A 5,716-nucleotide genomic window follows, 5' to 3' on the forward strand; every position below is an offset into this window, starting at 1 on the left:
CGGTAGCGCCGGTGCCGCCGTTGCCGCCGTTGCCGCCGTTGCCGCGGGTGCCGGCGGGGCCGCCTTGTCCGCCGTTGCCGCCGGTGCCGCCGGGGGCGGTGGCGTCGGCGCCGTTGCCGCCGTTGCCGCCGCTGCCGCCGCCGCTCCCGAGGGCTCCGCTCGTGCCGTCGGCGCCGCGGGTGGAGCCGGCGCCGCCGGCACCGGCGTTGCCGCCCTCACCGACGTAGCCGCCTTCGCCGCCGGCACCGCCGTTTCCGGTGCCGCCGTTGGCGAACGAGCCGTCCTTGCCGTTGCCGCCGTTGCCCGCTTTACCGCCGGTGCCGCCGTTGCCGCCGTCACCGCCGCGCCCTTGGATGCCGTCGGTTCCCGAACTCGACCGTGCCTGACCGGCCGCACCGCCGGCGCCACCGTCACCGCCGGCGCCGCCTTTGCCGCCGTTACCGCCGAATCCTCCGCGATCCCCAGCGTTTTGGCCGTCGGCACCGTCGCGGGCATCCCCGCCCGTCCCGCCGTTGGCCCCGGCACCACCCTTGCCGCCGTCACCGCCGTCACCGCCGTCGATGCCACCGTTGCCGCCGGCCCCACCGGCACCGCCTTTTCCGCCGGCTTGCCCGTCAATGCCCGAGATTGGTCCCGTGCCACCGGCGCCGCCAGCTTTGCCGGCCCCGCCCTCCCCACCGTTACCGCCGCGGCCCACCGAGCCGCCGTCACCACCGGCGCCGCCTTTGCCGCCGTCGGCGCCCGCGGTGAGGGCATCGGCTCCGGCGCCACCGTTGCCGCCGTCGCCGCCGCTGGTCGGGGACGCTCCCTGGGCGCCGGTGGCGCCGGTCGCCGACCCACTGCCACCCTTTCCGCCAGCTCCGCCCTGGCCGGCGTCACCGCCCTTGCCGCCGGCCCCACCCGCGCCGCCGTCCGCACCCGCGGTCGAGCTGCCCGAACCGCCGGCACCGCCGTTGCCGATCAACCATCCACCGGCACCGCCGTTTTGACCCGTCCCCGGCGCCCCATTAGCACCGTTGCCGATTAACGGGCGCCCGGTCGCCGTCACAAACGGGGCGTTGATGACGTCCAGCAGGCTCTGCAACGGTTGCGCCGCAGCGACTTCGGCCGTCGCGTACGAGGCCCCACTGCCGGTCAGGATCTGCACGAACTGCTGGTGAAACGCCGCGGCCTGCGCGCTCAGGCTCTGATACTGGGCACCGAACGTGCCGAACAACTCCGCGATCGCCACCGACACCTCATCCTCGGCGGCGGCCAACAGACTCGTCGTATGGACGGCCGCCGCGGCGTTAGCCGACTCCAGCGCCGTGCCGATGCCAGCGAAATCTGTTGCTGCCCAGCTGATTGCCTCGGGGGTCGCGATGACAAAGGACATTTCAGAGCCTCTCTATGAGTCATGGCTTCATCGCCAGACCGCCGTCGATCTGGTGAGCTTTAAACAAATGGGTGTTATGGCCCCGAAAGGCTGTGCACTGCCTCGGGGTTGAGTGGGCCGGTTAGCTGACTACGCCGGTCGGATGTTCTGGTTGATGTGAAACACGTTGCGCGGGTCGTATTCCGCCTTGATCTCGGTGAGCCGGCGGTAGTTCGGGCCGTAGCTGGCGCGGACGCGGTCCTGCCCTTCGTCCATCATGAAGTTCACGTAAGCGGCGCCGGCCGAATACGGGTGGGTCGCGTTCCAGTAGTCCCCGGACCAGCGCCGCAGGGTCTCCGCGTTGGCGGGGTCCGGGTCGACCCCCGCGATGACCTGAGAAAACGTGACGTCCCGGTGGGCGAATGCGGTGTCGGTTTGACCGACCCGATGAACCGCGCCGTCGATCGGGTACAGATGCATCGTGGAGTGCATGGTCGGCAGCTCTTCGCTGAATCGGGCATGGGCCGTCACGGCTTCGTCGTTGATGGTCCGGAAGAAGTCGCCGCGCCAATACCATTGCAGCCCTTTGGGATACAGGGCATCAAAGGTGGACTGCAGCGCGGGATAGGGCGCGGCGCCGATTCCGTCCCAGGCCGGCTGCATCTGGCGCACCGGCGTGAAGGCGTCCGCGGCGCGGGCGGGATCGCCGGTGTAGCACCAGACCACCGCGCACGCCTTGTGCAGGTGGAAGGCCTCGGGGAAGGGCGGGGCGGGCGGGACGGTCATGGTTGCGAAGAACCCGTACAGGTCTTCGTCCTGCGCCGGCAGGAAATCCCGGTACCAGCTCAGAATGTCGGCGGTGGCCGAGATCGGCCACGCCGTGGGGCCGCAGATCACGTTCTGCATCGGGTGCAAGCGGAAGGTGAACGAGGTGACCACACCGAAGTTCCCGCCGCCGCCGCGCAACGCCCAGAACAGGTCGGGGTGCTCGGATTCGGAGGCGGTCACCTCGCGGCCGTCGGCCAGCACAACATCGGCCGCCAGGAGGTTGTCGATGGTCAGGCCGTGCTTGCGGGACAGGTACCCGTGGCCACCCCCCAGGGTGAGGCCGCCGACACCGGTGCTGGAGATGATGCCGCTCGGCGTCGCCAGGCCGTGCGCGTGGGTCGCGGCGTCCACCGCAGCCCACGTCGCACCTCCCTGGACGCGGACGGTGCGCCGGTCGGGGTCCACCTCGATCCGGTTCATCGGCGACGTGTCGATGACAAGGCCGCCTTCGACGGTCCCGAAACCGGGGCCGTTGTGGCCGCCGCCGCGCACAGCAACTTCAAGGTTCGACGTCCGCGCGAATTCCAGAGCGCTTGCGACGTCGCCGGCCGACCCGCACCGTGCGATGACGGCGGGCCGCTTGTCGATCATCGCGTTGTGCAGCGCCCGGGCTTCGTCGTATCCCGGGTCGTCGGGGAGGATTACGTCGCCACCCAGTCGGCCCCGCACCTCGTCTGTCGCCACGTTGGTCATCATGCCTCGACGCTATGGCGCGAGATAGTGGCTCGTCATGACCACAACTAGGCATTCCGCGGGCGGACGACACTAGTCAGATCTGACTATCGACCAGCGAGCCGGGCCGCGACTACGTTTTGGTCATGCAGTGGGTGCCGCCGCCGCTTCCGGCAGAGCTGACCGCCCGGCGCGGCGGCCCGCTGGTAGGTCGCGCCGCCGAGCTCGGGGCGTTCGAGCAGGCCTGGGAACGGGTTGAGGGCGGCAAACGGCAGGCGGTGTTCGTCGGCGGTGAGCCAGGGGCCGGAAAGACGCGCTTGGCCGCCGAAGTGGCTGCGAGATTGGCCGACCACGACGTCGCGGTGCTCGTCGGGAGCTCGACGGCCGACGCGGACGTCCCCTATGCACCCTTCGCCGAGGCGTTGGATCGACTGCTGGTCGCGAACCCGTCGGGTGCTCTGGCGGACGCATTGGCGGACGCGGGACCGCAACTACGGCGGCTGACAACCGAGGTGGATCGGCATCTTCCCGACGCTGGTTCCGTCGAGGAGGTAAACGAGTTACGGCGTGCCCTCTTCGACGCGGTGACGGGTTTTCTGCGCCGGCTGGCGGCCGACCGCCCGATCGCGCTGATCTTCGAGGACATGCACTGGGCGCAGGTGCCGACGCTGGCGATGCTCGAACACGTGCTCATCGGCTGCGTGGATGTGTGCATGCTGGTGGTGGCTACCTTCCGTACCACCGAACCGGACCGCTCCGAAGAACTCGCGACGCGAATGGCCGAATTGCACCGCTTCGACGGTGTTCGGCGCCTCGACCTCGGGGGCCTGGACACCGAGGCGATCGCCGAGTTCGTCGGTCAAACCCAGCAGTTGCGTCCGCCGTCGGCGCGCTCGGCCGCGGTCTTGCTGCGGGACAAGACCGGCGGCAATCCGTTCTTCCTGACCGAACTTTGCAATCACCTGGAAATCCGTGGCGGGCTCGCCAAGTTGAATGCGCATCAAACCGTTCCGGCGTCGATCGGGGATGTGATCGCGCGCCGGCTCGGCGGGCTGGGGGCCGGCGTCCGTAACGTGATCGAACAGGCAGCGGTGCTGGGCGAGGCGTTTGATCTGCCGGCGGTGATCGCCACCAGCGAGACCGATCTGACGGCGACCCTGGCGGCGGTCGATGCAGCCGAAGCCGTCGGGCTGGTGCGGGCAGTTCCTGGCTCTGACGGCGAGTTCGCGTTCGTGCATGCGCTGACCCGCGAGGCCGTCCTCGAAGGCATGACGGCGTCGCGGCAACGGGTCATGCATGCTCGGGCAGCCGAAGCGCTGGAGGGGCGTGCCGATCCAACGGTCGTTCCTCGCGTAGCCAATCACTACCTGCTAGCGCACGTGTTGGGTTACCACGACCAGGCGTTGCGCTATGCGCGGAAAGCGGCTGAAGGAGCCGAGCGGAGCCTGGCTTATGAGGACGCGGCGAAGTGGTTCGAGCGGGCGGCATCGCTTCCCGAGCTGAGCCCCGCGGAACGGGCGCAACTGAATTTCGGGGCAGCAACGAACCACGTGCGCTCCGGCGATTTCGCGCACGCCCGCGCCATCTACGAAAGCCTCAGCGTGATGGACGATCCGCTCATCCGGGTGCGCGCGGCGGTGGGCTATGAGGACGCGAGTTGGCGTCCCGGGCTGGCCAGCTCGAAGGCGGCAGACCTGCTGGCTTCCGCGCTGGAAGGGTGCGGGCTGGACACCGACGACTCCCGCTACGTGCAGGCGCTCGCCAGTTTCGGACGGGCGTTGGCGTTTGCCGGCGAGGCGGCCCGCGCACGCGAGGTCGGTACCCGCGCCCTCGACCACGCGCGGGCCATCGGCGATCCGGCGGTCCTCGTGCACGCGCTGCACGCCACCCTGTGGCAGAGCCTCAGCCCGGAGTTGTGTGACGTCCAGCTGGAGCGGACTGCCGAGCTGCTGCGGGGGGCGCAATCGATCCGCGACTACGACACCCTGGGCTCGGTGTCGCACTTCCGCGCCATGGTCAGCTATGTGGTGGGCCGGCCGGACGATTTGGCGGCCGCGGTCGCCGAGCTACAGCGAGCGGTACAGGCTTGCGGGCAGCCCTTCTTCAGCTTCATCAGCGCGTGCGGCAAGCAGGCGCTGACGTATCTGAGCGGCGACTTCGCCGGCGCCGAACAATGGGCGGAGATCGCGCTGCGCACCGGCAACCTCTTCACCGCAAATGAGACAGAGGGCTCGTACGGCGTGCAGATGTTCATGATTCGGCGGGAAACCGGAGACCTGAAGAGGTTCGCCGGATTTGTGGATGGCAGAGAGACATTCGCCGGCCGCTGGGTGCCCGGGTTGCTTGCGCTGTACACCGAGCTTGGCTGCGAGCGTGGCATGACCCGCGCACTCAATCACCTCCTCAACCGCAATCTCGGCGAGCACACCGACGAGGCGCAATGGCCGATGGAGCTGGTGTTCATGCTCGAGGCGGCCCTGGAGCTGGGCAACCGCGAAGCGGTCCATGTCTTGCGCCCGTTCGTCGCCCGCTACGTCGGCAAGAACCTGGCGGCCGGACAGTTCGTTGCGTTGTTCGGCAGTGCGGACCGCTATCTCGGCAGGATCGCGGCACTCAACGGTGACACCGACGCCGCCGAACGTCACTTCGCAGCGGCGCTCGAGCTGGATCGGCGGATGGGCGCGGCGGTACATGTCGCGGAGACGCTGGCCCGCCACGCGCTCTTCGCGGCTTCCGGTGGTCGCAGCGATGAGGCGCGACGCCTTGCCGAACAGGCCCGCGAGGTCGCCGCGCCGATCGGCCAATCCCGGGTCATTGATTTGGTGGGTCCGTTGCTGACATCGGCTCCGCAGGGCCCCGATG

3 protein-coding genes are annotated in these 5,716 nt (G+C 69.4%); 1 reads left to right on the top strand and 2 read right to left on the bottom strand.

Going from position 1 to position 5,716, the window contains the following annotated elements; genetic code table 11:
- Together A9X01_RS17330 and A9X01_RS17335 are read right to left on the bottom strand one after the other, a co-directional pair.
- Positions 1–1,375: PE family protein (locus A9X01_RS17330; protein ID WP_065121915.1), on the bottom strand; the 1,375-nt coding region annotated here is incomplete at its 3' end.
- Positions 1,376–1,504: 129 nt separating this feature from the next.
- Entirely contained in the window at positions 1,505–2,878 is a 1,374-nt protein-coding gene (locus A9X01_RS17335; RefSeq protein ID WP_155772140.1) for an FAD-binding oxidoreductase, read from the bottom strand.
- Positions 2,879–3,000: 122 nt separating this feature from the next.
- On the opposite strand from A9X01_RS17335, the gene A9X01_RS17340 reads away from it, so the two are divergent.
- The coding region (locus A9X01_RS17340; protein WP_065121916.1) for an ATP-binding protein at positions 3,001–5,716 on the top strand (2,716 nt) is incomplete at its 3' end.

Origin of the sequence: Mycobacterium asiaticum (genome assembly GCF_001668675.1) — a bacterium.
Lineage (GTDB): Bacteria > Actinomycetota > Actinomycetes > Mycobacteriales > Mycobacteriaceae > Mycobacterium > Mycobacterium asiaticum_D.